The following is a 23,641-nucleotide window of genomic DNA, read 5'->3' as shown; positions in this document are numbered from 1 at the left end:
GTCGCCAAGGCCCTCTACCCTCTATGTTCGCTCCAGCATGACGCCCTACGACGCCAGCCCAGCGCAAGGCCAGCCCGGCCTGATCGACGGCTTCGGCCGGACTGTGACCTACCTGCGGGTCTCGGTCACCGACCGCTGCGACCTGCGCTGCGTCTACTGCATGGCCGAGCACATGACCTTCCTGCCGAAGGCGGAGGTGCTGACGCTGGAGGAGCTGGACCGCATCGCCTCGGCCTTCGTGCGGCTCGGCGTGAAGAAGCTGCGCATCACCGGGGGCGAGCCGCTGGTCCGCAAGGGCGTGATGGGGCTGTTCGAGGGCCTGTCGCGCCACCTGCAGAGCGGGGCGTTGTCGGAGCTAACGCTGACCACCAACGGCACGCGGCTGACCGAATTCGCGGGGCGGCTGGCGGACGCCGGGGTGAAGCGGATCAATGTCTCGCTGGACACCCTGAAGCCCGACCTGTTCCGGCGGCTGACCCGCGGCGGCGACCTCGCCAAGGTGGTGGCGGGGATCGAAGCGGCCCAGGCCGCTGGCCTGAAGGTGAAGATCAATGCGGTGGCCCTGAAGGACGACAACGCCGAGGAGCTGCCGGACCTGATCCGCTGGGCGCACGGGCGCGGCTGCGACATGACCCTGATCGAGACCATGCCGATGGGCGAGGTCGAGGCCGACCGCACTGACCAGTACCTGTCGCTCAAGGACGTGCGTCGGGAGCTGGAGAGCTACTGGACGCTCAGCGACATCCCGCTCTCCACGGGCGGTCCGGCCCGCTATGTGGAGGTGGCCGAGACAGGCGGCCGGCTCGGCTTCATCACCCCGCTCAGCCACAACTTCTGCGAGGCCTGCAACCGCGTGCGGCTCACCTGCACCGGCACTCTCCACACCTGCCTCGGGCAGGAGGACGCCACGGACCTTCGCGCCGTGCTGCGCGCCGGCGCCTCGGACGAGGACCTGATCGAGGCGATCCGGCTCGGCGTCGACGCCAAGCCGAAGGGGCACGACTTCAAGATCGCCCGCGCCGCCGCCCCGGCCGTCGCACGGCACATGTCGACCACGGGCGGCTGAGATGGCGAAGGTGCTGCTGTTCGGGCGCCTCGCCGACATCGCCGGCTGGCGCGAACGCCAGGTGGAGAGCCCGTTCCTCTCTGCGCTGCGCAGCCGCCTCTCCGACGACGACCCGCGCCTAGGAGAGGCGCTCGCAGCCTCCGGCGTCCAGGTGGCGGTGGACCAGATGATCGTGCGCGGCGACACGGCGCTTAACGCCGGGGCCGAGGTCGCCTTCCTGCCGCCGATGAGCGGCGGATGAGCGTCCGCCTCACCTTGGCGGCGTTCGAGCCGGGCGCCCTGGTGTCCGAGTTCTGCGGGGGCCGCACGGAGGTGGGCGCCGTGGCGACCTTCACTGGCATCGCACGGGCCGAGGAGGGCCAGACCACCACCCTCGAGCTTGAGGCCTATCCAGGCTTCACCGAGCGCGAGATCGAGAAAATCGCCCTGCAGGCCAAGGCCCGCTTCCGCCTGATCGACCTGCAGGTGCTGCACCGCATCGGCAGGATCGCCCCCGGCGAGCCGATCGTCTTCGTGGCCACGGCCGCCCGGCACCGCCGAGAAGCCTTCGAGGCCTGTGACTTCCTGATGGACTATCTGAAGAGCCGCGCGCCCTTCTGGAAGAAGGAGCACGGCCCCGACGGCGCCCGCTGGATCGAGCCCCGCGAGCAGGACCACGCCGACGTGGCGCGCTGGGAGCCCTGATGGCGGTTCTCGCTCTGCTGGTTGCGGCGTCTGCGCTGGCGTCGACGCCGAACCTGATCCTCACTGAGAACGCCGAGGGCACACGCTGGTGCGCCTTCGACACCGTGGCCCTGGCCTCGGCGCGCGCGGACAAGGACAACGCCCTGACTGTGGTGAACGCCTGGACCGCGGCCGGCGGGATCGTAGACCTAAAGGTGGTGTGGGGTCCGCAGAGCTACGACTGGCTGGTGACCGACACCTACAGCCTGCAGGGCTGGACCGTGGTCGCTGTCGCACGCGACGTGGGCTACGCCTCCAGCGACGAGCGGTTGCGCCAGACCTACACGAGGCGGGCCGGTCGACTAGAGCTGACCGGCAGCAACGAGGTGGAGCAGTACCACCCAAAGCCCGCGCCCTACACCGACCTGCGCAAAGCCCCTTTCTACGCGGTGCTGACCCGCGCGCTGGCGCAGAAGGACCTGCCAGACGCCGGCCTGTGCGCGCGCCCGACGCGACAAGTCCGCCGCTGAGGCGCTAGAAACGCCGTGAAGAAAGGAGCTGCCATGAACGCCCCTGTGCTCACCCCCGGCGGACGGATCAACGAGAGCCTGCCGATCAAGGCCGTCCGCGTCGCTGTGCTGACCATCTCCGACACCCGCGACGAAGAGAGCGACACCTCCGGCCACCTGCTGGTCGAGCGGGTGAAGGCCGCCGGCCACGAGCTGGTCGACAAGGGGATCGTGCCGGACGACGTGCAGGCGATCCGGGCGCAGGTGATGTCCTGGGTGGACCAGGGCGTGGAGGCCATCGTCACCACCGGCGGCACCGGCATCACCGGGCGCGACGTGACGCCCGAGGCGATCCGGCCGCTGTTCGACAAGGAGATCGACGGCTTCTCGGTGATCTTCCACCTGGTGAGCTACCAGTCCGTGGGGCTGTCGACGCTGCAGTCGCGGGCCCTGGCGGGGATCGTGAAGGGCTGCTTCGTCTTCTGCCTGCCGGGCTCGAACGGGGCGGTGAAGGACGGCTGGGACAAGGTGATCTCGGCCCAGCTCGACAGCCGCCACGGGCCCTGCAACATGGTCGAGCTGATGCCGAGATTGCTCGAGGCGTGAGCAAGCTCACCCACATCGACGAGACGGGCCGCGCGCGCATGGTGGACGTGTCGGACAAGGCCGCGACCGCCCGCGAGGCGCTGGCGCAGGGCTTCGTGCGCATGAGCCCGGAGACGCTGAAGCTGGCTCTGTCCGGCGAAGGAAAGAAGGGCGACGTCCGCGCCGTGGCCGAGATCGCCGGCGTGATGGCGGCCAAGAAGACGTCCGACCTGATCCCCATGTGCCACCCGCTGGCCATCTCCAAGGCGGAGGTGCGGGTCGAGCCGGCCGACGGCGGCCTCGCGGTGACGGCGCGGGTGAAGACCACCGGCCAAACTGGCGTGGAGATGGAGGCGCTGACTGCCGTGTCCGTGGCCTGCCTGACGCTCTACGACATGCTGAAAGCGGCCGAGAAGGGCATGGTCATCGAGGACGTGCGGCTAGTCTCCAAGACCGGCGGCAAGTCGGGCGCCTGGAGCGCATGAAGCTGCTGCCCGTGGACGAGGCGCGGGCCCGCATGCTGGCGGAGATCGCGCCGCTGCCGGCCGAGATCGTCCCGCTGAGCCGGGCGATCGGCCGCGTGCTGGCCGAGGAGGTCCGCGCGGTGCGCGACCAGCCGCCGTTCCCGGCCTCGGCGATGGATGGCTGGGCCGTGCGGGCGGCGGATTGCCCTGGTCGACTGAGGATCGTCGGGGAGAGCGCTGCGGGGCACGGCTACGAAGGGTCAGTCGCGGCGGGCGAAGCGGTGCGGATCTTCACCGGGGCGGCGATCCCGCGCGGCTGCGACGCGATCGTGATCCAGGAGGACGCCCGGCGGGAGGGTGAGGAGGTCGCGGCGCCGCAGGTCAAGCCGGGTCACCACGTCCGGGCCGCCGGCGGCGACTTCCGTGCCGGAGACCTGCTCGTCTCGCCCGGCGTGAGGATCGATCCCTGGCGGCTGTCGCTGGCGGCCTCGGCCGGGCGGGCCGAGGTGGCGGTCCACCGCAGGCCGCTCGTGGCGCTGCTCTCCACGGGCGAGGAGATCGTCGAGCCGCCGGGACAGCCCGGCCCCTTCCAGATCTACGACTCCGGCGCGCCCGCCTTGGCGGCTATGGCGCAGGGGTGGGGGGCGGAGGTGATCCGCGCCCGGCCGGTCCGCGACGAGCTGGAGGCGGTGATGGCGGCGCTGAGCGAGGCCCAGGCCGACCTGGTGGTCACCGTCGGCGGGGCCTCCGTGGGCGACCACGACCTGGTGCGCAGGGCCGGCGAGGCGCTGGGGCTGTCGTTCCGGGTGGAGAGCGTGGCGGTGCGGCCGGGCAAGCCCACCTTCTTCGGGGTGCTGGCGGACGGGCGGCGGATGCTGGGGCTGCCGGGCAACCCGGCCTCGGCCTTCGTCTGCGCCGAGATGTTCCTGCGCCCGATCCTGAATGTCTACCAGGGCGCGCCGCCCGAGCCGGCGACCATTACCGCGAAGCTGGAGCTGGACCTGCCGGCCAACGGGCCGCGGGAGCACTGGATGCGGGCCAAGCTGTCGTATGCGGCGGGCGAGGCGCGGGTGCGCTCCTACCGCGATCAGGACTCGTCGCTGGTGAGCGTGTTCGCCGCCTCCGACGCGCTGCTGCGCCGCGCGCCCGGCGCCCCGGCGGCGGCGGCCGGCGAGGTGGTCGAGGTGCTGCCGCTGGCGCGCGCATAGCGCAGGGCCATGATCTCGCCGATCACCGAGACGGCGACCTCCCAGGGCGCCTTGCCCCCGATATCCAGGCCGATGGGGGCGTGCAGCCGGGCGATGGCGCTCTCCGGCATGCCCTCCGCGCGCAGCTCCGCGAGGCGGCCGGCGAGCCTGCGCCTGGCGCCCAGCAGGCCGACGTAGCCCGCCCGCGACGGCAGGGCGGCGTGAAGGGCGGCATGGTCCGTCTCGATGTCGTGGGTGGCGATGGCGATGGCCGTCCAGGGGTCGAGGTGCAGGCGCGCCAGCGCCTCGGCCGGCTCGTCGCGCAGGTAGGCGATCCCGGGGACGGGCGGCGGCGCCTCGGGACCTTTGGGGCGGACCAGGGTGGTCTGCATCCCCGACTGGACGCCGAGGGTGGCGATGGCCAGCGCCGTCGGATCGCCGCCGACCACAACCAGGCGCGGCACGGGGTCGTAGGGGCGCTCCACGGCGGCCTCGGGCCAGGGCTCCACCTCGGGCGCGCAGGCCCGAGCGAAGCCGTCGCTGATGTAGGTGACCGGCCGCCGGTCGCGCTCTGCGGACAGCAGCCCGGCGATGGCCGGGTCCTCGGCCGGGACCCGCTCGAGGAATATCTCGATCCGGGCGCCGCAGAGCAGGCGGATGTCCGGCCAGGGGCTGCCCTCGCCGTAGACCAGCGTGCGGGGCTGGCCGTCCTCCAGGCAGGCGAAGGCGTGGTCGGCGATGTCGCTCTCAACGCAGCCGCCGGAGAAGTAGCCGGACACGATACCGGGCGCGAAGACCATCTGGGTCCCCGGCGGCCGGGGCCCCCCGCCCTCGACGCCGGTCAGGGTGGCGAGCGCGCAGGCGAGCCCCGCCTCGCGGGCCTGGCGCAGGGCCGGGCGCACGTCGTCGGCCATGCCGAACTCCGGCCATTCGGGCAGCGGCTGGCGCTGGCTCAAGAATTTACCCTCTGGAAAGGACGTGGATACGGCTTCTTAGGCATCTTGGCCCAAGGATGCAGTCTCATAAGGACGCTGACCAGCCGCCCCTCCATGACATCACCGATCGGAAAGCTAGGGCTCGGCTGCGGGCAGTTCGGCCTCGACCAGCAGGCGCCCTTCCGCGGCCGACCGCGGGAAGCGGAGGCCCGCGACATCCTGTCGATCGCAGGCCGCTCCGGCGTGGCCGTGCTCGAGGTGGACCGCTGGAGCGCTGCGGCGGACGCCAAGCTCGCCCAGTCCATGCCGCGTCCGACCCCCTTCAAGGTCACCCTGACGGCCGTGCGCCCCGAACGGGGCGCCGACTTCGCCGAAGCCGAGCTGCGGGGCCAGATGCAGCGCCTGGGCGTCGACCGCCTGGGGACCATCCTGGCGCCGTCGGCCACCGACCTGTTCAGCCCCGGCGGCCCGGCCCTGTGGGACCGCCTGCGGGCGCTCAAGGACGCCGGCCTCTGCGACAAGATCGGCGTTTCCGTCTATGCCTCCGACGACCCGGTGGGCGTGGCGCGGCGGTTCAAGCCGGACGTGGTGCAGGCGCCCGCCTCGCTGCTCGACCAGCGGCTGCTCATCGACGGCACCTTGGCCACCCTGGCCGAGATGGGCGTCGAGGTGCACCTGCGCTCCATCTTCCTGAATGGCGTCCTCTTCCTGCCGCCGGACCGGGCGCCCAGCCACCTGAAGGCGGCCGCCGGCCGCATCAGCCGGGCGCGCCGGCTGATCGCCGAGGGCCGTTCCGACCCGCTGCAGGCCGCCTTGGGCTTCGCCCTCTCGCGCCCGGAAGCGACGACCGTGCTCGTGGGCGTGGCCTCGGCCTCGGAGATGAGCGCGGTGGTCGCCGCCGCCTCCAGCCCGCCGCCGGACCTCGACTGGGACGAGATGGCGATCAACGACCCCGCCGCGCTCGATCCCCGCGCCTGGGCCGCGGCCTAGTTCCGCAACCTCAGACCGACGTAGAGCGCCCGACCCGGCTCGCCGTAGCCGTAGGTCTCCGAATAGCGCTCGTCCGTGAGGTTCTCGAGCCGGGCCGTGAGGCTCACCCGATCCGACACTGACCAGCTCGCCGCCAGATCGGCGACCGCGAAGCCGTCGCGCACGACGCGGCTGAAGCCGTCCACGTCGGTGTCGGTCTGGCTGGACTCCGCCCGGACGGTGACGGACGCGGCCAGGCGCTCGCCGGTCCAGAACAGGCTGGCCGCTCCGGAGTGGTCGGGGACCCGGATCAGGCTCTGGTTGGTCGAGGCGTCGACGACGTCGGTGCGGGCGTAGGCGAGCTTCAGGCGCAGGCCCTCGGTGAGCTGCAGGTCGGCTTCGGCCTCCAGGCCCTCGGAGCGGGTGCGGGCGATGTTGACGTAGCGCAGGCCGACGTAGGCGATCTGGTCCTTCACATCGAGCCGATAGGCGGTCACGGCCGCTGCGAAGCGGTCCGAGCGCCAGCCGAGGCGCAGGTCGTAGCCCTCGGCCTCCTCGGGCCGCAGCGGGACCGGCGGGGCGAAGCAGAAGTCGCAGAGCACCTGGCTGATGGTCGGGATCTTGAAGCCCTGGCCGGCCGAGGCCGTGGCCACGAAGCCGCGACCCAGGTCCCAGGCCGCGGACAGGCGGCCGGTTGTCTTGGCGCCGAAGCGGTCGGGGTCGTCGTGGCGCAGGCTGGCCGTGAGGGTGAGCGGGCCCAGCGCGGTGCGGCCGACGGCGAAGGCGGAGGAGACCGAGAGGTCCTCGGCGGCGCGGCCGGAGAGGTCGGCGTGGGTCTCCTGGCGCTCCAGGCCCAGGACCAGCGGCCCTCGCTCGGCGGTCCAGCGGAGCACCTGGCGGTCGGCCTCGAAGCGGCTGGGGAAGGACGAGAGGTTCTCCCGGACCAGGTCGTAGGCGCTCAGCGAGACGCGGTGGGTGAAGCCCAGGCCGTCCAGGGTGGCGCGGCCGAAGCCGGACCAGCTGCGGCTGGTGTTGCGGTCAGCGGTGTCGCCGAGCTGGAAGGTGGGCGGGGCGAAGCCGTCGATCTCCACCTCGGCGTCCGTGTAGCGGAGGCGGCCGTCGAACCGGCCCCAGCGGCCGCCCACCGTGGCGGTGACGGTCTGGAAGGCGTCGTCCTCCGCGCCAGAGGCGGCCTTGCTGACGCCGTCGGTGCGGAAGCCGGCGAGGCTTCCGTTCAGGGCCCAGGCCTCCTCGGCGTGGCCGGCGGCCGCGACGCCGCGGGCGGTGGCGAAGCTGCCGGCCTCGGCCTCCAGGCGCCAGCCGGCGAGCTCGCGGGTGGTGAAGGCGACCACGCCGCCGATGGCCTCGGAGCCCCACAGCGAGCCCTGCGGGCCGGAGAGCACCTCGATCCGCTCGATGTCGGCGAGCTGCAGGAAGGCCGGGTCGAAGGTCCCGTTGGGGTCGGCGGGGTCGCCCGCGGGCACGCCGTCGATCAGCACCAGGGTCTTGTCGGGGGTGGCGCCGCGGATGCGGATGGCGCCGATGCCGCCGAAGGGGCCGGTGCGGGCGATGCCGACGCCGGGGATGGTCGCCAGCACCTCGGCGGCGAAGGGCGTCTGGCGGGCCTCCAGCTCGGCGCGGTCAACGACCCGGGCGCCGGTGACCAGATCGACGCCGGAGGGCAGCCGGGTGGCGGTGACGATGACCTCGTCCACCTCCTCGGCGGCCGCGGTCGCAGGGATGAGCGCGGCCAGGGCCGCGGTGAGAAAGAGCGTCTTCAAGTCAGTCCTCCGTCGTCAGCGAAGTCGCTGCGACGGAGGGGGCGCACCATGCGTCCCGACCCGCGCCGTCGGCCTGGACCCGGGCCACGGACGAGCGACGGAAGACGGCAGGTCTCCTGGCTTGCGGCTAGGTGCGGGCCTCGTCCTCGCCTTCCCGGTTTCCCAGTGGCGCCGCATTCGTCCGTAGACGGACGGATGCAGGTCGGACGCGGCCCTCGCCGCTCACAGTTGCGGGCACAGCCGGGGATTGGAGCCGAAGCCCTGCACCCCTGTTCCCTCTTGGCCCCGATGTCGCTCGGGGACCGCCTTCACGGGCAGGAATGTCGCTCTAGAGCGCGCGCTTGTACATGGCGGAAAGCTCGGCCCAGGCCTTCTCGGCTTCGGCCTGGTTGTAGACCTGGCTGCCGGGGACGCACCAGCCGTGGTCGGCGGGGTGGACGTGGACGTTCCCCTTCTTGCCGGTCTCGGCGAAGGTCTTCTTCAGGGTTTCCTTGTCGTTGGGCGCCCGGGCGTCGTCGTTCTGGGCCACGCAGACCAGGTATTCGGCTTTGGTCTTGGCGACCAGCAGGTGGGGGCTGTTGGGCTGAGCGGTGGTCAGGCCGCCGCCGTGGAAGCTGCCCACCGCGCCGATGCGGTTCGGGACGGCGCCGGCGGTGCGGAACGACAGCGGGCCGCCCATGCAGTAGCCCTGCACGCCCACCTTCTTCTTCTTGTTCACCTGCGGCTGGGCGTCGAGCCAGCCGACGTAGGCGATGGCGTCGGCGTCGATGCCGGCGTCGGTCATCTTCTGGCGGTAGCCCATCAGGGTCTGGCGGGTGGCCGGATCGGAGAAGTTGATGTCGCCGGGCATCACCGGGGCGGTGTGCGAGCGGTAGAAGGGGTTCACCACCAGCACGGCGTAGCCCTGGGCGGCCAGGCGGCGGCCCATCTCCCGCTTCACGGGACGCAGGCCCATGATGTCGGGCCAGATCAGCACGGCCGGCCAGGGGCCCTTGCCCTGCGGGTGCAGGAAGACCGAATCCGAGGTCCCGTCCGGCGTCTTGATGGAGACGTCCTTCTCCACGACCTTGGCCTGGGCGCGGGCGGCGGTCGCCGCCGCCACGCCGGCGACGGCGAGCGTGCCGATGCCGAGGTTGCGGCGCGAGATGGTGGGGTCGGTCACAAGACCTGGATGGATGTCGTCGTCACACATGGCGGCTCCTCCCGATGTTCAGCGTGTCATCGGAAAGGGAGCGGGGCGATGTTGCAAGGGTGTTTCGCACCTGGGGTGAACCGGGATGGCCAACCCCCGCTCATCCCCGCGAAGGCGGGGACCCAAGCTGAGCTAGCGCGGAGTGTTCCATATTTGTTCTGGTGCTATAACTGATTGGAGACCCGGAGAGCGCATTGGCCTTTTTCACCTATCTGCTGGCGAGCGCCCCCTACGGCACCCTGTACTGCGGCCACACCGACAGCCTCGAGCGGCGCATCGCGCAGCACCGGGAGAAGAGCTTCTGCGGCTTCACCGCGAAGTACGGCGTGCATCGCCTCGTCTGGTACGAGGTCCATGACACCCGCGCGGGCGCCTTCCACCACGAGCGGCGGCTGAAGAAGTGGAACCGCCGCTGGAAAATCCGGCTGATCGAGGAGATGAACCCGCGCTGGGAGGATCTGTACGAGGGATTCTTCCGGGAGGAGGGGCCGTTGAGTCAGCTTGGGTCCCCGCCTTCGCGGGGATGAGCGGATTATTTGCTGGGTCCCCGCTTTCGCGGGATGAGCGGGGTCTTTGGTGGTCCCCGCCCCCTCGGCTCACGCCCAGGCCTTGTAGGGGTCCCTGAAGGGTTTGCCCAAGGCTTCGGCGACGGCGGGGTGGGTGAGGTCGCCCTTCAGGACGTTGAGGCCCTTGGCGAGGTGGGGGTTCTTCTTCAGCGCGCCCAGGCCGCTGTCGGCGAGCTGCAGGCCGAAGGGCAGGGTGGCGTGGACCAGGGCCTCCGAAGAGGTGCGGGGCGCGGCGCCGGGCATGTTGGCCACGCAGTAGTGGACCACGCCGTCGACCGTGTAGGTCGGGTCGTTGTGGGTGGTGGGCCGGCTCGTCTCGAAGCAGCCGCCCTGGTCGATGGAGACGTCCACCAGCACCGAGCCCGGCTTCATGCGGGAGAGGTGCTCGCGGCGGACCAGCTTGGGCGCGCTGGCGCCGGCGGTCAGCACCGCGCCGATCACCACGTCGGCCTTCAGCACCTCCTCCTCCACCGCGTCCTGGGTGGAGTAGCGGGTGATCACCCGGCCCTGGAACATGTCGTCCAGCTGGCGCATGCGCGGGATCGAGCGCTCGACGATCACCACCTCGGCGCCCAGGCCCGCGGCCATGCGCGCGGCGTTGGCGCCGACGACGCCGCCGCCCAGGACCACGATGCGGGCCGGCGGCACGCCGGGCACGCCGCCGATCAGCAGGCCCATGCCGCCGTTGTGCTTGAGCAGGGTCTCGCCGGCGGAGAAGACCGCGATGCGGCCGGCCACCTCGGACATCGGCGCCAGCAGCGGCAGGCCGCCTTGCGCATCCGTCACCGTCTCGTAGGCGATGGCGGCGCAGCCGGACTTCACCAGGCCCTCGGCCTGGGCGGGGTCGGGCGCCAGGTGCAGGTAGGTGAAGAGGATGTGCTTCTCGGTGAGCCGGGCCCACTCGACGGCCTGGGGCTCCTTCACCTTCACGATCAGCTCGGCCTCTGCGAACACCGCCTCGGCGTTGGGCAGCAGGCGCGCGCCGGCGCGCACGTACTGCTCGTCGGCGTAGCCGGCGCCTGAGCCCGCGCCCAGCTCCACCACCACCTCGTGGCCGTGGGTCACATACTCGCGGACGGCGGTGGGGGTGAGGCCGACACGGTATTCGTCCGGCTTGATCTCGCGAGGCACGCCGACGCGCATGTGGGGCTCCTTGGGGGAACGTTGTTGCGGGACGGCGGCGGTTTGAGGGGAGAAGGTTGCGGAGTCAAGGTGGGAGGGCAGCCCTAAACCAAAGCGCCTACGGCGTCTTGCTCGGCTCTGCGCCCCCTGTGTCGAACCGGATCGGGATCTGCACACGGCCGCCCACGACCGGAAGGCCCTCAGCAGTCCAGGTGGAAAGCTGGAAACGGCTGGAAAGGCCGACGGCCGCGGCGCCGTACCCTAGTCCCGCTGGGTCTTCGGAGAGGACTTTGCAGTCCGACACGAGGCCCTTCTGCTGGACCACGCAACTGAGCGCCACCCGCACCGGCCCCAGCCCCTTGGGAGCGCCAGCCAGTGCGCTTGCCATGTCGCCCTGGCTGGGAATGGCCGCCCACTGCGGCTTACCCACTATGCCCTCCGACTGCTCCAACATCGCGGGGTGAAACGAGACCGGTAATTGGACCATGGCGTCGGACAGTTTGCCGTCCTCAGGCGGTCTCGCGAGGAACTTTTTGGCCACCGCCTTCGCCGCGGTTCCGAACCCGTGGCCCTTAGGCGCCTCTGCGATCACCTCGCAATGGCTCAGCCGCCCACTCGAGCCAAACTTGCATGCGACCGTAGCCGTGCCGCCCACGCGTCCCGCCCGAGCCTTCTCAGGATAGGCGTCTGCGACGTCGGCAAATGTCGGCGCCTCTGCCCAGACGTTAACGGGCGACACTACCCGTGTGGAGAATGGTCCCCCCGGACGGGTTCCCGCGCGTCCGGACGTCTCGAAGTTGATAGGGATTGTCACACTCGAAAGCACCGGTCGCCCGTCGAGCATGGCTGGCTTCATCAAGAGCTGTGGCGTAAGCGCCAACGCGGCTGCTCCAAACGAGGCACCCGCCGGCTCCTCCGACACAACCACGCAGTCGTACAGCGCTCCCTGGAGGCTGACGACACAGCTGATCACCGCGCGGCCATCCAAGCCCTGCTTGTAAGCGGCCACGGGATAAACGGAGAGGAGGTCCGCCGGCGTCGGTCGCCTGACCCACGTCGGAGAAGTGTCATTCCGGAACCACTGGATCGGCTGCACAATCTCGCCGTGAACCGGCACCCCGCCACGAGTTGCAGCGGCAAACTTCGTGGTGAGAAGCACCTTACGCAGCGCATCGATCACCGCAGGATCAGCATTAATCGGGTTCGATGAGCTGCAGTCTGACGCCTTGCCCGCCGCGTCCACCCTGCAGCGGAACACGACGCGCCCGCCTATCCGTTTGCCAGCCGCATCTTTTGGAACGACGGCATAGAACGCATCGGCTTCCGGCCGTTGGATCACCTTAGGCGCAGTATCCTCAGCAGCAGCGGGCGCGGCGATGATCGCCGCCAGCAGGACGGGTGTAACGACGTGGCGCATGATCTGCCGACCCCGGACAAGTGAACCAACTTGAGCATGAGCTTCGAAGCGGGTCCAGCCGCGCAGTCCGCGGGCTATGTTCTATTTTTGTTCTTGACCCCCGCCCCGCCGCCTGCTATCCTCGGATCAGCTCAGGAAGCTGCGTCTCGGCGCAGGACCCCGGGGGCTGGTGAGGCGGGTTTCGCGAGGCGGGCTGTTCCCGGGTGACCGGATTGGGCGGCTGACGAGCGGCGGGGCGGGCGGTCTCGGACGGTTTCGGTTTCGCAGGCGGCCCGGGTAGGTCGGGCTGCGGGTGTTTCAGCAATCTTGGACGGGTGCGCCCTTGTGGTGGCAGCGCCGCGTCCGCCGCTTCGCGGTCCCCCTCCCCCGTTGTGCGGGGGAGGATCGGTTGGTCGTGGGCGGAGCGTTGGGGTTTCGGACATGGATGATCAGGGGTTCGAGGGGCGGCCTGCCCCCTCCACCATCGGCTCTTCGGCCGCCGAGCCGGCGTCCGAGACGCCGGCGTTCGTCGCGCCGATCGCTCCACTGGAGCGATCGGATACCGATTGCGTGCCGCAATCGGTCGCTCCTCACCCCCCTCCCCCGCCGGCTGCCGTCGGCAGGGGAGGTAGGGAGCGGTCGACGCCGTTCACGGCGGCGCTGGGGCGCTCGGTGTGCCGGCGGGTGGCGGCCGGCGAGACGCTGGAGGCGATCTGCTCGGAGCCGGCCATGCCGCACCGGGCGACGCTGCACCGGTGGGTGAAGACCAAGCCGCGGTTCGCGCAGGCCATGCGGCTGGCGCGGACGGCGGCGGCGCGGGGCGGGAAGCAGGCGCTGGCGAGCTGGTGCCCGCTGGCGGCGCAGGAGATCTGCGACCGCCTGAGCGAGGGCGAGCCGCTGGCGGCGATCTGCCGGGACCCGACGCTGCCGGCGTTCTCGACGGTGTACCGGTGGCGGCGCGCGTTCCCGGAGTTCGGGGCGATGATCGACCAGGCGCGCGAGGTGCAGGCCGAGCGGCTGGCCGACGAGGGGCTGGAGCTGGTGCGGGGGCTTTCGGGCGACGCGCCCTATGCGGTGCACGTGCGGCTGACGCAGCTGCGCTGGATGGCCGGCGTGCTGTCGCCGCGGGTGATGCGGCCGAAGCAGAGCGAGCCGCCGGAGCCGCAGGAGGTGCAGGTGATCCGCTACCGGCACTTCCACCTGGAGGAGGACCTGGAGCGGGGCGTGTGCCGGGTGGTGGGCTACACGCCCGACGACGCGACGCAGAAACCGGTGCGGACCAGCGAGGGGGCGTGGGAGCCGATGCCGGAGTCGGTGCTGGAGACGGCGCGGCGGATGCGGGACCGGCGGGGTGGGGGCGGCGGCGGCGGCGGGGGCTGAGAATGCTCGGCCCCTCCCCGGCGAAGCTTCGAGGCGGAGCCGCCCTCTCCCTGCCCTCTCCCGTTGGGAGAGGGTGGGGGGCTTAAATCTCACGGTGGATGCGAGCCTGCCATGAGGTTTAAGGCTGGGAGGGGCCGCGGCCCCTCCTGTTCGCCAGTTGAAGGTCGCTCAGTTCCGCAGCGGCGTCGGGCCGAAGTAGGCGACGGGGCCGCCGGGCGGGTGCTCCGCGGGGGCGTACTCGGGCTGGGAGGCGCGGGCGCCGAACTTCTGGCCGAGCGCGATGAGGTGGGCGGCGAGCTCCTCGCGGGAGATCCCGTCGAGGGCGACGAAGCGCTGGCACATCTCGTCCAGCCCGGCCTTCATGATGGCCGAGCGGAAATAGGGGCGCGACGACAGCGCGGCGAACCGGCTGACCGCCTCGTTGGCGAGCATGTCGACGCGCTCGTCGATGGCGGCCTGGGTCGAGGGACGGTCACGGAGGCGCGGGCTTTCCGGGGGCCCGGCGGGCGGCGTGTTGGTAGGTGTCGCGTCGCCGCTTCAGGCCTGCCGCCGAGCGGGTTGATTCTCATGGCGTCACTCGTTCGAGTCTGGAAACGTCCCCTGCTCACTAGACGGCCGCGCGGCGGTCTTGTTCCGACAGCTCCGGTTAGAATTTCCGGTGACGCTTCAAGGGCCTAGGTCAGGGGACCGCTGCTGATGCGGGCCTGCGGGGCGTGGCGCATCCAGGTGTCTTCCAGGGCGGTGCGGAAGCGGGCGTAGCTCCATTGCTCGGCGGTGGCGTGGCCGGCGTCGCGCATGGCCTTCAGGAGCGGTCCGCCGGTGGCGACGAGGTCCAGGGCCTGGGCCAAGGCGTCGGCGGCGAGGTCGCATTCGTCCTCCGCGACCCAGAAGCCGTTGCCGGCGGTGGCGAAGTCGCGGCCGCCGACGCCGGTGAAGCCGGCGACGATGCAGCCCGAGGCCATGGCCTCCAGCGGGGTGAGGCCGAGCGCCTCCAGGCGCGAGAGGGACAGGCAGACCGTGGAGAAGCGGAAGGCGGCGGCGACGTCGGTCTCTCGCATGTTTTCGAGGACGCGCCAGGGGACGGCGGTGTGGCGCGGATGCGAGGCGGCGAGGAAGCCCTGGATGGACTTCAGCTCCAGCCGGCGCTTGCGGGGCGAGACGGCGATGGCGTCGTGGCGCCCGGCCGGGGCGGGCTTGAAGATCCGCTCGTCGGCGAAGGCGGGGATGAACTCGACCGGAGCCCCGGGGTGCAGGCGGGCGAGCGCCGCGGTGACCGAGGGGCTGACGGAGATGAAGGCCGACGGGACGCCGCCGGGGAACTGGGCGACGGCGGCGGCGCCGATGGCGGCGTAGTCGAACTGGTTCTGGACGAAGACGAGGGACTTCCACGGGCCGCGGGCGACGGCGCCGATGGCGCTGGGGGCGTCGGAGGGGAGCACCAGGATGTCGTCGGGCTCGAAGGGGCCCCCGACCTGGATCGGCGCGCGGTGGTCGAAGGCGCCGGAGTCCACATTGTCGACGTTGCGGCGGACGACGGCGTCGAACCCCAAGTCGCGCAGGGTCTCCACGTGGCGCAGGATCATCTTCTGGCCGCCGGTGAGCTTACCGTTCGGGAAGGCGAGGTAGACGATGCGGGGCATGGGTCGCGTGTGTGGGGGATTCCCCCGGCTGCTGGCAAGCGCGGTGCGGGGCGCAGACCCATCCGACACGAAGACCACGAAGGACACAAAGGACACGAAGAAGCCCTACCGGTCGCCAGGCGGCGGATCGACGAGGATCGGGGGCGACGCGCGCGGCGGTTGGACGGGCCCGGCCTCGCTGGCGGCTCGGGCGGCCTTCGTGGTCTTCGTGTCCTTCGTGATCTTCGTGTCCAGGCCGCGCGGCCTGAGCGCCGCCGCGTCAGCGGCGCCTTGCGCTCAGAGCACGCACTCCGCCAGGCCCTGGCGGCGGACGACGCCGGCTCGGGCGACGATGCGCCCCGAATGGCGGCGGACGAAGCGGGAGGGCCTGGTGGCGCGGCGCTTGATGGGGTTGGGGATGATGGCGGCCAGGCGCGCGGACTGGGCCGCGGTGAGCCGGCTGGCGGGGACGCCGAAGTTGGCCTGGGCGGCGGCCTCGGCGCCGTAGACGCCCGGGCCCCACTCGATGGAATTCAGGTAGACCTCCATGATCCGCGGCTTGCCCCACATGGTCTCGATGAGGACGGTGAAGTAGGCCTCGAGGCCCTTCCGCACCCAGTCGCGGCTGGGCCAGAGGAAGACGTTCTTGGCGGTCTGCTGGCTGATGGTGGAGCCGCCGCGCAGCGCCTTGCCCGCGGCGTTGGCCTCGAGCGCCTTCTCGATGGCTTCGACGTCGAAGCCGCGGTGCTGGCAGAATTGGGAGTCCTCCGACGCGATCACCGCGCGGACCAGGGTCGGGGAGATCTGCTCCATGGGGACCCAGCGGCGCTGGAAGCCGCGGCCCTCGGCCATGCGCTGGACCATCAGGAAGGTCATCGGCGGGGGCACGAAGCGGTAGAGGGCGACGGTGAGCACCGGGCCGACGAAGCCGAAGATGAGGACGAGGCTGACGACGATCGAGAGGAAGCGCTTCATGGGTTGCCTTCCGGGTTGGGCATCCTTGCCATGACCTTCCGGCGCCCTGTTAGCTCGATCGCGAGTCTTGAGGGGAGCGGTTGCCAAGCGATGAACGTGTCGGAGGCGGTGGCGAGGCGGGTGTCGATCCGGGCGTTTCGGCCCGATCCCGTGCCGGGGGCGGTGGTGCGCGAGATCCTGGAGCGGGCGGCCAAGGCGCCGTCGGGGGGCAACCTGCAGCCGTGGCGGGTCTATGCGCTCGCCGGGGCGCCGCTGGAGGCGCTGAAGGCCAAGGTGGCGGCCAACCCGATGGGGGAGACGCCGGAGTACGACGTCTATCCGCCGAACCTGTGGGACCCGTTCCGGACGCGGCGGTTCCAGAACGGGGAGGACCTCTACGCGACGATCGGGATCCCGCGCGAGGACCGGCCGGCCAGGCTGCGCCAGCTGGCCAAGAACGGCGAGTTCTTCGGGGCGCCGGTGGGGATCTTCTTCTGCCTGGACCGCAAGCTGGGACCGCCGCAGTGGGCGGACCTGGGCATGTACATGCAGAACGTGATGCTGCTGGCGGTGGAGCGGGGGCTGGACACCTGCCCGCAGGAGTACTGGGCGCGGTATCCGGTGACGGTGGGCGAGGTGCTGGGCCTTCCGGAGGAGCTGATGCTGTTCTCGGGCATGGCGATGGGGTGGCGTGACGAGGCCGCGCCGATCAACGGGCTGGTGGCGTCGCGGGACCCGTTCGAGGCGTGGGGGGAGATGCGGGGGTTCTAGCCCTCTCCCATCGGGAGAGGGTTGGGAGAGGGCGGCTCCGCCTGGACGCTGGCAGGGTGAGGGGACGGGTCGGTCAGGGATGCTCGGCCCCTCGCCGTGAGGCGGTGAGGCGGAGCCGCCCTCCCCCTGCCCCCTCCCGTTGGGAGGGGTTTAGAGGTCCGCGACGCCGGCGTTGCCTTCCTCGTCGCCCCAGGCGACGCGTTTGGCGTCGGGGGTGAGGGAAAGCGCGGTGATGGGGGTTCCCTTCTCGGCCTTCACCTCGATGACCTTCTGGCCGACCAGGTCGCAGGCCCGCACGCGGCCGTCGTCGAGGCCCCAGGCGACCCAGTTGCCGCTCATCTGGCCCGAGACCTGGGTGGCGACGGCGGATTCCTCGTAGCCGATCTCCGCCGCCTGCTTGCCCATGGGGCCGGTGGAGCCGGCGAAGGGCCAGACGACGACGCCGTTGGCGCCGGAGGTGGCCAGCAGCTGGCCGCGGGTCATGAAGCTGAGGCTCTTCACCTTGGCCGGGTAGCCGCCCATGCGCATGTTCTTCTCGTCGGCCACGCGCCAGCCGTGCAGGGCGTTGTCCTGCATGGAGGTGACGATGAACTTGCCGTCGGGGCTCCAGGCGACGGCGACGTGGCTGCCGCCCCACTTCAGGAAGGCGGGCTTCTGGCCCTCGATGCGGGCGTACCAGAGGGCGACGCCGCCGTAGGTGGCCGCGGCGATGCGGCGGCCCTTGGGGTCGAAGACCAGGCCGGCGACGGTCTTCTCGTGGGGGAAGGTCCGCGCGAAGCCGGGGTCGGCGGTGTCGCGGACGTGCAGCTCGCGGCCGGCGGCGAAGGCGACCAGGCCGCTCTCCGGGCTGGCGGCCAGGCTGTCGATCCAGCGGCCGGGGAGCTTCGCCAGCTCCTGGGCGCCCTCGGGCCCCGACCAGACCAGGCGGCCGTCGTCGCCGCCGGTCAGCACGCCGGGCGCCTTCGGGTGCGGGGCGGCGGAAAGGACGGCGCCGGCGTGGGCCTCGACGGCCTCGCCGTCCTCGAAGCGGACCGTGCCGTCGCCCAGGGCGAACGCCGCTCTGCCGGCGCGGTCGAAGAGGGCGGCGGTGACGTAGGCGTCGAAGCTGAAATTCATCCGCCTCCCCTAGACGCGAGGCGAAGGGCTTTACAAGCGCCGGGCGGCTTGCCAAAGGTCGGGCCGAGAATTTGCGGGCGCGTGCGAGCGCCTCAGGGAAGGAACACACATGGGCGCCAAGATGGGCGGCGGGGGCGGCAGCAAGTTCGACCTCGGCCAGAACAGCGACATCAACGTCACGCCGTTCGTGGACGTGATGCTGGTGCTGCTGATCATCTTCATGGTGGCGATCCCGGCCGCGACGGTGTCGATCAAGCTCGACCTGCCGCCGGCCATCCCGCCGCCCCCGGGGACCAAGGTGAAGGACCCCATCATGGTCAACATCCAGCAGGGCGGCCTGCTGTTCATCGGCGACCGGGCGACCAGCCTGGGCGCGCTGCCGGCGGACCTGTCGGGCGTGCTGGCCGTGGAGGACCCCACCATCCCGCCGACCGAGCAGCGGGTGTACATCCGCGCCGACCGCACCGTGCGCTACGGCGACTTCATGGCGGTGATGAACACCCTGCAGGGCAACGGCTTCTATCAGGTGGCCCTGATCAACGAAGAGCTCTAGGGCGCTTCGACAGACAGATCGAAGAGCCCCGCTGGAGCGATCCGGCGGGGCTTTTTCGTGGGCGGAGCAGAGGCGTTTCGCTTCTGCAACTTTCTTGCAGTATTGACATAATATACCGGCGGGTGTCCCATTCCTGCGTGCGCGGCCCATAGCGCCGCGCCTTCAGTCGGAGGAGGATTGCGTAATGGGTATGCGGCTTGCGACGGCGTCCGGCGGCGGGGAACGCTACCGGGTCGGCCAGAACGCGGACATCAACGTCACGCCGTTCGTCGACGTGATGCTGGTGCTGCTGATCATCTTCATGGTGGCGATCCCGGCCACCCAGGTGTCGGTGAAGCTGGACCTGCCGCAGGCGGCGGCCGGCGATCCGCCCAAGGCGCCGACCTACATCAGCCTGACCGACGAGGGGCGGCTCTACATCGGCGACCTGCCGACCACCCTGCCGGCGCTCACCGGGGACCTCGGGACGATGATCGGCCGGCAGGACCGGGTCTACATCCGCGCCGACCGCTCGGTGCGGTACGACGACTTCATGGCCGTGATGAACACCCTGCGCGACGGCGGCTTCGAGCGGGTGGGCCTGATGAGCGAGGAGATCTGATCGTTCGAGGTTGAACGATCCTAGGCGATCGTGCTCTCGAAGCCGGCGCGGAGGGCGGCCTCGTCGAGGTTGCGGCCGATGAAGACCATGCGGGAGTAGCGGTTCTCGCCCGCCTTCCAGTCGCGCTGGAAGTCGCCTTCGAGGATCATGTGCACGGCCTGGAAGACGAGGCGGCGCTCCTCGCCGGCGATGTCGAGGATGCCCTTGGCGCGCAGGATGTCGGGGCCCTGGGTCTGCAGGACGTTGTTCAGCCAGGCGGTGACCTTGTTGCCGTTCAGAGGCCGGTCGGCAGTCAGCGAGATCCCCTTGATGCCGCTTTCGGCCACGTGGTCGTGGATGTGCCCGTGGTCGTGATCGTGGTGGTGGTGATCGTGGCCATGGTGGTCGTGGTCGCAGTGCTCGTCGTGCACGTGGCCCGGCTCGCCGTGGGCGGGGTTGAGGAAGTCCGGCTCCAGGCCGGTAATCCGTTCGAGATCGAACGACCCGCGGCCGAGCACCTGCTCCAGCGGCACGTTGGAGCGCTGGGCGCGGTGGATGGGGGCCAGCGGATTGAGCGTGCGGATGGCGCGCTCCACGTCGGCGAGCTCGGCCTCGGAGACCAGGTCGGTCTTGTTGAGGATGATCTGGTCGGCGAAGGCGATCTGCTCGGCGGCTTCCTTGCTGTCCTTCAGGCGCAGCGGCAGGTGCTTGGCGTCGACGACGGTGGTGACGCTGTCGAGCTGGGTCTTGGCCTTGACGTCCTCGTCCACGAAGAAGGTCTGGGCGACCGGGCCGGGGTCGGCCAGGCCGGTGGTCTCGACGATGATGGCGTCGAAGCCGCCCTTTCGCTTCATCAGGCCGGAGACGACGCGGATCAGGTCGCCGCGCACCGTGCAGCAGACGCAGCCGTTGTTCATCTCAAAGACCTCTTCGTCGGCGCCGACGATCAGGTCGTTGTCGATGCCCACCTCGCCGAACTCGTTGACGATCACGGCGTAGCGCTTGCCGTGGTCCTCCGAGAGGATGCGGTTCAGCAGGGTGGTCTTGCCGGCGCCGAGGTAGCCGGTCAGCACGGTTACGGGGGTCTTGGTCGGAGTGGCGGGGGCGCTCATGCCCCGCATGTAAGCCGAGGGCCGGCGGTTATGAAGTGGCGTTCTGCGGAGCCGGTGTTATTTAGTAACACCAGATGACCACGGCCGAGCCCCAACAAGCCCGCGAGGCGCTGGACGCCTTCCGCGAGGACCGGACCTACCTGGGGGCCGACCACCGCCGCAACGAGCGCCGCACCTGGATCGTGACGGGGATCTGCGCCGTGACGCTGGTGGCGCAGGTTGCCGGCGGGCTGGCGTTCCGGTCGATGGCGCTGACCGCCAGCGGGCTGCACATGGCCGCGCACGTGGCGGCGCTGCTGGTGGCGGCCGGCGCCTATGCGCTGGCCAGGCGCCATGCGGAGAACCCGCGCTTCGCCTTCGGGACCGGCAAGCTGGGCTACCTGGCCGGGTTCGCCAACGCCGTGGTGCTGGCGATGACCGCCCTGCTGATCGCGGTGGAGAGCGTGCAGCGGCTGCTGGCCCCGGAGGCGGTGGACTATGTCAGCGCCTTCCCGATAGCCGCGGCCGGGCTGGCGATCACGCTGGTCTGCATGTGGCTGCTCCGGCCCACGGGCGGCCAGTCGCACCGGCACGACCGCGAGGGGGACCTGAACCTGACGGCGGCGCACCTGCACCTGACCGCGGACGCCATCGTCTCCATGCTGGCGCTGATCGCGATGCTGGCGGGCATGTACCTGGGCTGGGCGGTGTTCGACCCGCTGGCCGGGCTGGTGGGCGCAGCGCTGGTGGGGCACTTCGCCTGGACGCTCCTGAAGCGCGCGGGGCTGTCCCTGCTGGACGTCAATCCCAGCGCCGAGCTGACGGCGGAGATCCGCGGCCGGCTGGAGGCGGACGGCGAGCGGGTGATCGACCTGCACCTGTGGCGGCTGGGGCCGGGGCACCATGCGGCGATCGCCGTGGTGACCGACGACCATCCCAAGCCGGTGGAGGCCTACCGCGCGCGGCTGGCGGGCCTGCCGGGGCTCAGCCACGTGACCATCGAGGTCCGCGGCGCGGGGGCGGAGCACGGCCACCGGCACTAGGAGCTTCGGCCCGTTTGACGCTCTTCGTGCGTTAGGGCTCTGATGGCGTCGATGTTGAGTGATCTCCTGGCGCGGGCGCGCAAGCGGCCACTGGTGCTGGCGGCCGTGGCCGTGGTGGCGGCAGGCGGGGCGTGGACGACCGGCTGGGTGGCCGGCCATGCGCAGGGCCGGGGCGGCGACGTCGCCATGACCGGCGGCGAGCTCCAGAAGGCCAAGGCGCCGAAGCCCAGGCCGCCGGCGCCGGCCGACCTGCAGAAGGACATCGAGATCCTCGCCGAGCGCTACAAGGAGCCGGTGGGCGTCGCGATCATGGACGTGGAGAGCGGCTGGATCGCCCACGTCGAGGGCGACGCCCTGTTCCCGCAGCAGAGCGTGTCGAAGTTGTGGGTGGCGCTGGCGACCCTGGAGTCCGTGGACCGCGGTGAGACCACGCTGGACCGGGTGGTCTCGATGACGGCGGAGGACCGCAGCGTCTTCTACCAGCCGCTGGGCCGCAGGATCCGCGACACGCGGCCGGTGAGCGTGAGCATCGCCGAGCTGCTGCGCTGGGCGATCACCGAGAGCGACAACTCGGCCAACGACAAGCTGATGCGCGAACTGGGCGGGGCCGACGCGGTCACCGGCCTGCTCTCGGAGAAGGGCCTGCAGAACGTCCGCGTCGGCGCCTACGAGCGCGACCTGCAGGCGCAGATCGCCGGCATGAGCTGGCGGCCGGAGTACGGGGTCGACTGGAACTTCCAGCACGCCCGCGAGCGGCTGCCGAACCAGGTGCGCGACGACGCCATGGCGGCCTACCTGGCGGACCCGCTCGACGGCGCCTCGCCGGTGGGGATCGTGCAGGCGCTGGCGGCGCTGCACCGGGGCGAGCTGCTCTCGCCGGCCTCGACCCAGGTGATGATCGGCCTGCTGAACGACTGCCGCACGGGATCGCGGCGCCTGAAGGCGGGCCTGCCGGCGGGCTGGCGGCTCGGCCACAAGACCGGGACTGGCCAGGACTGGCGCGGCTACTCCGTGGGCATCAACGACGTGGGCCTGGTCACCGCCCCGGACGGGCGCGTCTATGCCATCGCGGTGATGATGCGCAAGACGGCCAAGCCGGTGGGCAACCGGCAGGCGTTCTTCCAGGCCGCGAGCAGCACGCTGGCGACGCACTGGGCGCGGACGCGCAACGCGGCGCCGGTGGGCCAGGTGGTGGCCGAGGGCCAGGCGGCGACGGAGCCGGCGCTCTAGCTCTCCAGCGAGCGCATCACGACCTTGTCCCGCGGGCCAGCACAGGCCGTCCCACGGGCTGTGGGCGTCTTCCACGCGAACCCCTCGGCGGCGCGCCAGCACTGGTTACCCGGCATGGGCTCGACGCGGGCGTCGCCATAGCCCTGGGCCTGCAGGAAGGCCCTGACGTTGTGGATGCGTTGGGTCTCGGTGAGCTCGTTCGCGATCACGCCTGCGCCCGCCAGGACCACGAGGGACGCGACAGCGAACCCCAGAAAACGACGCGGGTTGAACTCACGGGTGTTGTCGAGCGGATTGCTCCTCATGCCGGTCCCCGTATCTGCGAACACGGAAGCGTTACCACAGCCGCTCGGGGCCTGGGGATCAACAAACCAGGAGCAACTCTGCCGCCGCGCTAGGTCCCGGCGCCGGCGGTGGGGCGCTGGACGCCCTTCAGGAGGGTCAGCTTGATGGGCGTGCCGGAGATGTCCTTGCCGGTCCAGGTGGCGCCGACGCCGCCGTTCGCCGGAAAGGCGGTGCAGTAGGAGATGGGGGCGCGGAACGGCTTGATCTGCTTGAGGCAGACCTTCTCGCCCTTCATCGACCACGTGCCCACCGACGGCTTGCCGCGGCGGCCGATGGCCTCGTAGGCGCCGTCCTCCTTCAGCCAGATGCGCTGGTGGCGGCCGTCGGGATAGGTGGCCAGGACGGTGTTGCCGAAGGCGGCCTTCACGTCCTCCAGGGTCGCGGCCTGGGCGTTGAGGCCGGAGAAGGCGGCCCAGGCGGCAAGTCCGACGCGGATGGCGGTGTAATAGCGGGTGGACGGATTATTGGGTCTCGCTCGCATAGCGGGCTTCAACTGGCTGAGCCGGCCAGAGTTCCTACAGCCC

The 23,641-nt window shown here is 71.0% G+C and carries 26 protein-coding genes, 1 pseudogene and 1 riboswitch; of the genes and pseudogenes, 15 read left to right on the top strand and 12 right to left on the bottom strand.

From position 1 onward, the window contains the following. Window positions 1-37 precede the first annotated feature (37 nt). From moaA to glp, 7 genes are read left to right on the top strand one after another with little or no spacing between them, the layout of a single operon-like run. Window positions 38-1,066 carry a GTP 3',8-cyclase MoaA gene (moaA, locus tag VIL76_RS15500; RefSeq protein ID WP_332045932.1) on the top strand — a complete coding sequence of 343 codons (1,029 nt, stop codon included), beginning with the start codon at window positions 38-40 and terminating at the stop codon, window positions 1,064-1,066. Between the two features lies 1 nt (window position 1,067). Then, complete coding sequence (locus VIL76_RS15495) at window positions 1,068-1,307, top strand: MoaD/ThiS family protein (RefSeq protein WP_332045931.1); 240 nt, start codon at window positions 1,068-1,070, stop codon at window positions 1,305-1,307. Further along, complete coding sequence (locus VIL76_RS15490) at window positions 1,304-1,750, top strand: molybdenum cofactor biosynthesis protein MoaE (protein WP_332045930.1); 447 nt, start codon at window positions 1,304-1,306, stop codon at window positions 1,748-1,750. Before VIL76_RS15495 ends, VIL76_RS15490 begins: the two co-directional genes overlap by 4 nt. Beyond that, window positions 1,750-2,259 (top strand): hypothetical protein, encoded by a 510-nt coding sequence (locus VIL76_RS15485; RefSeq protein ID WP_332045929.1) that lies wholly within the window; start codon window positions 1,750-1,752, stop codon window positions 2,257-2,259. The genes VIL76_RS15490 and VIL76_RS15485 overlap by 1 nt, the downstream gene beginning before the upstream one ends. Before the next feature lie 33 nt (window positions 2,260-2,292). After that, window positions 2,293-2,844 (top strand): molybdenum cofactor biosynthesis protein B, encoded by a 552-nt coding sequence (moaB, locus tag VIL76_RS15480; RefSeq protein WP_332045928.1) that lies wholly within the window; start codon window positions 2,293-2,295, stop codon window positions 2,842-2,844. Further along, window positions 2,841-3,308: a cyclic pyranopterin monophosphate synthase MoaC gene (gene moaC / locus VIL76_RS15475; protein ID WP_332045927.1), complete on the top strand. Its 468-nt coding sequence runs from the start codon at window positions 2,841-2,843 to the stop codon at window positions 3,306-3,308. The genes moaB and moaC overlap by 4 nt, the downstream gene beginning before the upstream one ends. Beyond that, window positions 3,305-4,495 (top strand): gephyrin-like molybdotransferase Glp, encoded by a 1,191-nt coding sequence (gene glp, locus VIL76_RS15470; RefSeq protein WP_414695437.1) that lies wholly within the window; start codon window positions 3,305-3,307, stop codon window positions 4,493-4,495. Before moaC ends, glp begins: the two co-directional genes overlap by 4 nt. A gap of 71 nt (window positions 4,496-4,566) precedes the next feature. On the opposite strand, the pseudogene VIL76_RS15465 reads toward glp, so the two are convergent. Next, window positions 4,567-5,388: pseudogene (locus VIL76_RS15465) on the bottom strand (XdhC family protein); the annotation flags it as partial. 135 nt (window positions 5,389-5,523) lie between these two features. On the opposite strand from VIL76_RS15465, the gene VIL76_RS15460 reads away from it, so the two are divergent. Next, a complete protein-coding gene (locus VIL76_RS15460) occupies window positions 5,524-6,399 on the top strand; it encodes a bifunctional regulator KidO (RefSeq protein WP_332045926.1) in 876 nt (291 codons plus the stop codon). On the opposite strand, the gene VIL76_RS15455 is transcribed toward VIL76_RS15460, so the two are convergent. Together VIL76_RS15455 and VIL76_RS15450 are read right to left on the bottom strand one after the other, a co-directional pair. Then, window positions 6,396-8,159: a TonB-dependent receptor plug domain-containing protein gene (locus VIL76_RS15455; RefSeq protein WP_332045925.1), complete on the bottom strand. Its 1,764-nt coding sequence runs from the start codon at window positions 8,157-8,159 to the stop codon at window positions 6,396-6,398. The genes VIL76_RS15460 and VIL76_RS15455 overlap by 4 nt on opposite strands. 89 nt (window positions 8,160-8,248) lie before the next feature. Beyond that, window positions 8,249-8,481, bottom strand: a riboswitch (cobalamin riboswitch). 6 nt (window positions 8,482-8,487) lie between these two features. Beyond that, window positions 8,488-9,351 carry a dienelactone hydrolase family protein gene (locus VIL76_RS15450; protein ID WP_332045924.1) on the bottom strand — a complete coding sequence of 288 codons (864 nt, stop codon included), beginning with the start codon at window positions 9,349-9,351 and terminating at the stop codon, window positions 8,488-8,490. A 194-nt stretch (window positions 9,352-9,545) separates the two neighbouring features. Between VIL76_RS15450 and VIL76_RS15445 the strand changes: the two genes are divergently transcribed. Then, a complete protein-coding gene (locus VIL76_RS15445) occupies window positions 9,546-9,878 on the top strand; it encodes a GIY-YIG nuclease family protein (RefSeq protein WP_332045923.1) in 333 nt (110 codons plus the stop codon). Between the two features lie 69 nt (window positions 9,879-9,947). Here VIL76_RS15445 and ald read toward each other — a convergent pair whose 3' ends face one another. Together ald and VIL76_RS15435 are read right to left on the bottom strand one after the other, a co-directional pair. Next, window positions 9,948-11,060, bottom strand: coding sequence for an alanine dehydrogenase (ald, locus tag VIL76_RS15440; RefSeq protein ID WP_332045922.1), 1,113 nt, complete (start codon window positions 11,058-11,060; stop codon window positions 9,948-9,950). Between the two features lie 97 nt (window positions 11,061-11,157). Then, window positions 11,158-12,456 carry a TonB family protein gene (locus VIL76_RS15435; RefSeq protein WP_332045921.1) on the bottom strand — a complete coding sequence of 433 codons (1,299 nt, stop codon included), beginning with the start codon at window positions 12,454-12,456 and terminating at the stop codon, window positions 11,158-11,160. A 420-nt stretch (window positions 12,457-12,876) separates the two neighbouring features. Between VIL76_RS15435 and VIL76_RS15430 the strand changes: the two genes are divergently transcribed. Further along, entirely contained in the window at window positions 12,877-13,815 is a 939-nt protein-coding gene (locus VIL76_RS15430) for a hypothetical protein (protein ID WP_332045920.1), read from the top strand. A gap of 168 nt (window positions 13,816-13,983) precedes the next feature. Here VIL76_RS15430 and VIL76_RS15425 read toward each other — a convergent pair whose 3' ends face one another. From VIL76_RS15425 to mtgA, 3 genes are all read right to left on the bottom strand, one after another. After that, window positions 13,984-14,247, bottom strand: a complete 264-nt coding sequence (locus VIL76_RS15425; protein ID WP_332045919.1) for a hypothetical protein — start codon at window positions 14,245-14,247, stop codon at window positions 13,984-13,986. Between the two features lie 242 nt (window positions 14,248-14,489). Next, entirely contained in the window at window positions 14,490-15,455 is a 966-nt protein-coding gene (locus VIL76_RS15420) for a glycosyltransferase (RefSeq protein WP_332045918.1), read from the bottom strand. A 276-nt stretch (window positions 15,456-15,731) separates the two neighbouring features. Further along, a complete protein-coding gene (gene mtgA, locus VIL76_RS15415; RefSeq protein WP_332045917.1) occupies window positions 15,732-16,409 on the bottom strand; it encodes a monofunctional biosynthetic peptidoglycan transglycosylase in 678 nt (225 codons plus the stop codon). 90 nt (window positions 16,410-16,499) lie between these two features. Here mtgA and VIL76_RS15410 point away from each other — a divergent pair, with 90 nt between their 5' ends. After that, window positions 16,500-17,159, top strand: a complete 660-nt coding sequence (locus VIL76_RS15410) for a nitroreductase (RefSeq protein ID WP_332045916.1) — start codon at window positions 16,500-16,502, stop codon at window positions 17,157-17,159. A gap of 150 nt (window positions 17,160-17,309) precedes the next feature. On the opposite strand, the gene VIL76_RS15405 is transcribed toward VIL76_RS15410, so the two are convergent. Then, window positions 17,310-18,275 carry a WD40 repeat domain-containing protein gene (locus VIL76_RS15405; protein ID WP_332045915.1) on the bottom strand — a complete coding sequence of 322 codons (966 nt, stop codon included), beginning with the start codon at window positions 18,273-18,275 and terminating at the stop codon, window positions 17,310-17,312. Between the two features lie 109 nt (window positions 18,276-18,384). On the opposite strand from VIL76_RS15405, the gene VIL76_RS15400 reads away from it, so the two are divergent. Next, a complete protein-coding gene (locus VIL76_RS15400; protein ID WP_332045914.1) occupies window positions 18,385-18,828 on the top strand; it encodes a biopolymer transporter ExbD in 444 nt (147 codons plus the stop codon). 184 nt (window positions 18,829-19,012) lie between these two features. Then, the gene (locus tag VIL76_RS15395) at window positions 19,013-19,429 is read left to right on the top strand and encodes a biopolymer transporter ExbD (protein ID WP_332045913.1); all 417 of its coding nucleotides are present in this window, start codon (window positions 19,013-19,015) and stop codon (window positions 19,427-19,429) included. 20 nt (window positions 19,430-19,449) lie between these two features. Here VIL76_RS15395 and VIL76_RS15390 read toward each other — a convergent pair whose 3' ends face one another. After that, window positions 19,450-20,520, bottom strand: coding sequence for a GTP-binding protein (locus VIL76_RS15390; protein WP_332045912.1), 1,071 nt, complete (start codon window positions 20,518-20,520; stop codon window positions 19,450-19,452). Window positions 20,521-20,594: 74 nt separating this feature from the next. Between VIL76_RS15390 and dmeF the strand changes: the two genes are divergently transcribed. After that, window positions 20,595-21,542, top strand: coding sequence for a CDF family Co(II)/Ni(II) efflux transporter DmeF (gene dmeF, locus VIL76_RS15385; protein WP_332045911.1), 948 nt, complete (start codon window positions 20,595-20,597; stop codon window positions 21,540-21,542). Window positions 21,543-21,593: 51 nt separating this feature from the next. Next, a complete protein-coding gene (gene bla / locus VIL76_RS15380) occupies window positions 21,594-22,772 on the top strand; it encodes a class A beta-lactamase (protein ID WP_332045910.1) in 1,179 nt (392 codons plus the stop codon). On the opposite strand, the gene VIL76_RS15375 is transcribed toward bla, so the two are convergent. Together VIL76_RS15375 and VIL76_RS15370 are read right to left on the bottom strand one after the other, a co-directional pair. Next, entirely contained in the window at window positions 22,769-23,077 is a 309-nt protein-coding gene (locus VIL76_RS15375; protein ID WP_332045909.1) for a hypothetical protein, read from the bottom strand. The two genes, bla and VIL76_RS15375, sit on opposite strands and share 4 nt — an antisense overlap. Before the next feature lie 89 nt (window positions 23,078-23,166). Beyond that, complete coding sequence (locus VIL76_RS15370; RefSeq protein WP_332045908.1) at window positions 23,167-23,598, bottom strand: hypothetical protein; 432 nt, start codon at window positions 23,596-23,598, stop codon at window positions 23,167-23,169. Window positions 23,599-23,641 lie beyond the last annotated feature (43 nt).

This window comes from Phenylobacterium sp., from assembly GCF_036563285.1.
GTDB lineage: Bacteria > Pseudomonadota > Alphaproteobacteria > Caulobacterales > Caulobacteraceae > Phenylobacterium.
The sequence above is the reverse complement of the archived record's forward strand: the minus strand, read 5'-3'. Positions and strand labels throughout refer to the sequence as shown.

Bases quoted from the DNA above. Each gene is read 5' to 3' on its own strand.
- moaA (WP_332045932.1), top strand. From the start codon at position 38: ATGACGCCCTACGACGCCAGCCCAGCGCAAGGCCAGCCCGGCCTGATC.
- VIL76_RS15495 (WP_332045931.1), top strand. From the start codon at position 1,068: ATGGCGAAGGTGCTGCTGTTCGGGCGCCTCGCCGACATCGCCGGCTGG.
- VIL76_RS15490 (WP_332045930.1), top strand. From the start codon at position 1,304: ATGAGCGTCCGCCTCACCTTGGCGGCGTTCGAGCCGGGCGCCCTGGTG.
- VIL76_RS15485 (WP_332045929.1), top strand. From the start codon at position 1,750: ATGGCGGTTCTCGCTCTGCTGGTTGCGGCGTCTGCGCTGGCGTCGACG.
- moaB (WP_332045928.1), top strand. From the start codon at position 2,293: ATGAACGCCCCTGTGCTCACCCCCGGCGGACGGATCAACGAGAGCCTG.
- glp (WP_414695437.1), top strand. From the start codon at position 3,305: ATGAAGCTGCTGCCCGTGGACGAGGCGCGGGCCCGCATGCTGGCGGAG.
- VIL76_RS15460 (WP_332045926.1), top strand. From the start codon at position 5,524: ATGACATCACCGATCGGAAAGCTAGGGCTCGGCTGCGGGCAGTTCGGC.
- VIL76_RS15450 (WP_332045924.1), bottom strand. From the start codon at position 9,351: ATGTGTGACGACGACATCCATCCAGGTCTTGTGACCGACCCCACCATC.
- ald (WP_332045922.1), bottom strand. From the start codon at position 11,060: ATGCGCGTCGGCGTGCCTCGCGAGATCAAGCCGGACGAATACCGTGTC.
- VIL76_RS15435 (WP_332045921.1), bottom strand. From the start codon at position 12,456: ATGCGCCACGTCGTTACACCCGTCCTGCTGGCGGCGATCATCGCCGCG.
- VIL76_RS15430 (WP_332045920.1), top strand. From the start codon at position 12,877: ATGGATGATCAGGGGTTCGAGGGGCGGCCTGCCCCCTCCACCATCGGC.
- VIL76_RS15425 (WP_332045919.1), bottom strand. From the start codon at position 14,247: ATGCTCGCCAACGAGGCGGTCAGCCGGTTCGCCGCGCTGTCGTCGCGC.
- VIL76_RS15420 (WP_332045918.1), bottom strand. From the start codon at position 15,455: ATGCCCCGCATCGTCTACCTCGCCTTCCCGAACGGTAAGCTCACCGGC.
- mtgA (WP_332045917.1), bottom strand. From the start codon at position 16,409: ATGAAGCGCTTCCTCTCGATCGTCGTCAGCCTCGTCCTCATCTTCGGC.
- VIL76_RS15410 (WP_332045916.1), top strand. From the start codon at position 16,500: ATGAACGTGTCGGAGGCGGTGGCGAGGCGGGTGTCGATCCGGGCGTTT.
- VIL76_RS15405 (WP_332045915.1), bottom strand. From the start codon at position 18,275: ATGAATTTCAGCTTCGACGCCTACGTCACCGCCGCCCTCTTCGACCGC.
- VIL76_RS15400 (WP_332045914.1), top strand. From the start codon at position 18,385: ATGGGCGCCAAGATGGGCGGCGGGGGCGGCAGCAAGTTCGACCTCGGC.
- VIL76_RS15395 (WP_332045913.1), top strand. From the start codon at position 19,013: ATGGGTATGCGGCTTGCGACGGCGTCCGGCGGCGGGGAACGCTACCGG.
- VIL76_RS15390 (WP_332045912.1), bottom strand. From the start codon at position 20,520: ATGAGCGCCCCCGCCACTCCGACCAAGACCCCCGTAACCGTGCTGACC.
- dmeF (WP_332045911.1), top strand. From the start codon at position 20,595: ATGACCACGGCCGAGCCCCAACAAGCCCGCGAGGCGCTGGACGCCTTC.
- bla (WP_332045910.1), top strand. From the start codon at position 21,594: ATGTTGAGTGATCTCCTGGCGCGGGCGCGCAAGCGGCCACTGGTGCTG.
- VIL76_RS15375 (WP_332045909.1), bottom strand. From the start codon at position 23,077: ATGAGGAGCAATCCGCTCGACAACACCCGTGAGTTCAACCCGCGTCGT.
- VIL76_RS15370 (WP_332045908.1), bottom strand. From the start codon at position 23,598: ATGCGAGCGAGACCCAATAATCCGTCCACCCGCTATTACACCGCCATC.